The following is a 2,609-nucleotide window of genomic DNA, read 5'->3' on the forward strand; positions in this document are numbered from 1 at the left end:
CCGCCGGACTCGCCGCCGCGGCTGATCTGGCCGCCGCCCTCGTCCTCGCCCGCGAAGTCGCCGCCGCCACCGCCGCTGCGGCCGTCGAGGATCGTCATCTCACCGCGGAAGCGCTGGAGCACCACCTCGGTGGTATACTTCTCGACGCCGGAATTGTCGGTCCACTTCCGGGTCTGGAGCTGGCCCTCGATGTAGACCTTCGAGCCCTTGCGCAGGTACTGCTCGGCCACCCGGGCGAGGTTGTCGTTGTAGATCACGACCGAGTGCCACTCGGTCTTCTCCTTGCGCTCGCCGGAGGCCTTGTCCTTCCACGACTCGGACGTCGCCAGCCGCAGGTTGCAGACCGGGTCGCCCGAGCCCAGGCGGCGCATCTCCGGGTCGCGCCCGAGGTTGCCCACCAGAATCACCTTGTTGACGCTGCCCGCCATCGCTCTCTCCTTACCGTACGGATCTCACTGGGCTCATCACCCGGCGGCCGGGGACTCATGCGCCCGGGCCGTCGAGGCGGCAACCTGCGGTGCGGGCTTGTGCCCGCTATCCGCATGCTGTCGAACCTCGATGTTCTATCTCTGTTCCATGTTGGCGGCAAGCCGCGCTCGCGGGATATGCACGACCAGCTTGCCGAAATTCCGACCTTTCAGCAGGCCGATGAACGCGTCGGGGGCGTTCTCCAGGCCCTCGACCACGTCCTCCCGGTAGCGGACCTTGCCCTCCCGGATCCATGCCCCGACCTCGGTCCGGAAGGTCTCGGCCTGGTCGGCGAAATCCCAGACGATGAAGCCCTGGATGTGCAGGCGGTTGGTCAGGACAGAGCGCATCAGGCCGGGCAGCCGGTCCGGGCCGGGGGGCGCCTCGGTGGCGTTGTAGGCCGAGACCAGGCCGCAGACCGGGATCCGGGCGAACGGGTTGAGCAGCGGCATCACGGCCGAAAAAACCGCGCCGCCGACATTCTCGAAATACACGTCGATGCCCTTGGGGCAGGCCTCGGTCAGCGCCCCCGGCAGGTCGGCCCCGCGATGGTCCACCGCCGCGTCGAAGCCGAGCTCCTCCGTGAGGTAGCGGCACTTGTCCGGCCCGCCCGCGATCCCGACAGCGCGGGCGCCCTTCAGCCTGGCGATCTGCCCGACGAGCGAACCCACCGGCCCGGCGGCGGCGGCCACCACCACGGTCTCCCCGGGCTTGGGCCTGCCGATGTTGAGCAGGCCGGTATAGGCGGTCATGCCCGGCATCCCGAGCACGCCGACCGCCGTCGAGGGCGGGGCGGCGTCCGGATCGACCCGACGGGTGCCCTTGCCGTCGGTGGCGAAGTACTCCTGCCAGCCCGCGAAGGCCGTGCGAAGCTCCCCGACCGGGATGTCGGGATTGTTCGACGCGACGACCTCGCCGACCACCTCGGCGGTGATCGGCTCGCCGATCTGCACCGGGGTCGCGTAGGATTTCGCGTCGCTCATCCGGCCGCGCATGTACGGGTCGAGCGACAGCCAGCGGGTGCGCAGCAGGATCTGGCCCGGCCCGATCTCCGGCACCGGCCCCTCCTCCAGGCGAAAGTTTTCGGGCTTCGGCTCCCCGTGCGGGCGCGACGCCAGGACGATGCGGCGGTTCACGGCGTTCATGAAAGGCTCCCGGGTGTTCTGCCTGCGACCCCCGATCTGGGGCGCGATGCGGCGGCGGCCAATGGGGCGCCCCGCGCGTTGACCGGGATCGGCGGGCCAGGAGGCACGATGCGCGCGACCCTGATCGGCCTCGGACTGGCCGCCCTGACGGCAGGAGCCACGATGGCCGGACCGCTCGACGCCTATCGCTGGCGCTCCCGGGTGCTGGTGCTGTCGGCCCCCGATCCGGACGACCCGGACCTGCGGGCGCAGCGGGCCGAGCGCGACCTCGTGGTGCTGGAGGCGGTCGGGGACGGCGCCGCGGCCCGGGCCTTGCGCGCGCACCTGTCCCTGCCGGCGGGCGAATTCCGTGCGGTCCTGGTCGGCAAGGACGGTGGCGCCAAGCTCACGGAGGCGGCGCCGATCCCGCCCGAAAAACTGTTCGCCACGATCGACGCGATGCCGATGCGGCAGGGCGAGATCCGAGGTCGCTGACGGGCTGCGGCGGACCCGGTTTCCGGGGATGGCGGGGCCTCCGGACACCAACGGTTAAGCCTACCGGCCTATCACCGGGCGGTGTCGGCGGCCGTGGTCCGGCCGTCCGTTGTGGCCCGCCAGGACGCGCGAACGAGACCCTCGCATCGATGACCCGAGAACAAGTCGCCACCGCCATCCGCCGCGTCGTCAGCCTCCAGGTCGAGGACATCGAGCGCGCGGTCCGCGACGGTCACAAGACCATCGCGCTGAACGAGCTGGCGGATCTGAACCGCCAGCTCAAGGCCTTCGCGGCCGCCCTCAAGAAGGCCCCGGCCCGGATCTGATCCGGGTCGCCCTACCAGCGGGGTCCGCCCCAGCGGCGGGGCGGAACGTCCTCCGGCGGGGGCGGGGGCGGGCCGCAATCGAAGGCGGGCTCGTCGCAGACCCGGACCCGGCGGACCACCGGCGCCCCGTCCGGATCGAACCGGCGCCGGACGAACTCCCGGCACGCCTCGGGCGGTGCCGCCGAGAAGCGGGGCC

At 71.6% G+C, this 2,609-nt stretch carries 4 protein-coding genes and 1 pseudogene; 2 read left to right on the forward strand and 3 right to left on the reverse strand.

Annotation, left to right across the window (positions count from 1 at the left end):
* Together ssb and FV228_RS26465 are read right to left on the reverse strand one after the other, a co-directional pair.
* A partial coding sequence (gene ssb / locus FV228_RS26460) for a single-stranded DNA-binding protein (protein WP_147857247.1) occupies positions 1-428 on the reverse strand: 428 nt, incomplete at its 3' end.
* Between the two features lie 135 nt (positions 429-563).
* Positions 564-1,613: an NADP-dependent oxidoreductase gene (locus tag FV228_RS26465; protein ID WP_147857248.1), complete on the reverse strand. Its 1,050-nt coding sequence runs from the start codon at positions 1,611-1,613 to the stop codon at positions 564-566.
* Positions 1,614-1,721: 108 nt separating this feature from the next.
* Between FV228_RS26465 and FV228_RS26470 the strand changes: the two genes are divergently transcribed.
* Together FV228_RS26470 and FV228_RS33455 are read left to right on the forward strand one after the other, a co-directional pair.
* Positions 1,722-2,087, forward strand: a complete 366-nt coding sequence (locus tag FV228_RS26470) for a DUF4174 domain-containing protein (protein ID WP_147857249.1) — start codon at positions 1,722-1,724, stop codon at positions 2,085-2,087.
* Between the two features lie 149 nt (positions 2,088-2,236).
* Positions 2,237-2,413: a hypothetical protein gene (locus FV228_RS33455; RefSeq protein WP_007569379.1), complete on the forward strand. Its 177-nt coding sequence runs from the start codon at positions 2,237-2,239 to the stop codon at positions 2,411-2,413.
* Between the two features lie 11 nt (positions 2,414-2,424).
* Here FV228_RS33455 and FV228_RS33460 read toward each other — a convergent pair.
* Positions 2,425-2,609: pseudogene (locus FV228_RS33460) on the reverse strand (hypothetical protein); the annotation flags it as partial.

The sequence above is a fragment of the Methylobacterium sp. WL18 genome, assembly GCF_008040015.1.
Classification (GTDB): Bacteria; Pseudomonadota; Alphaproteobacteria; order Rhizobiales; family Beijerinckiaceae; genus Methylobacterium; species Methylobacterium mesophilicum.

What these genes read in the sequence shown, in the direction of transcription:
- FV228_RS33455 (WP_007569379.1), top strand. Translation starts at nt 2,237, where the DNA reads ATGACCCGAGAACAAGTCGCCACCGCCATCCGCCGCGTCGTCAGCCTC.
- FV228_RS26470 (WP_147857249.1), top strand. Translation starts at nt 1,722, where the DNA reads ATGCGCGCGACCCTGATCGGCCTCGGACTGGCCGCCCTGACGGCAGGA.
- FV228_RS26465 (WP_147857248.1), bottom strand. Translation starts at nt 1,613, where the DNA reads ATGAACGCCGTGAACCGCCGCATCGTCCTGGCGTCGCGCCCGCACGGG.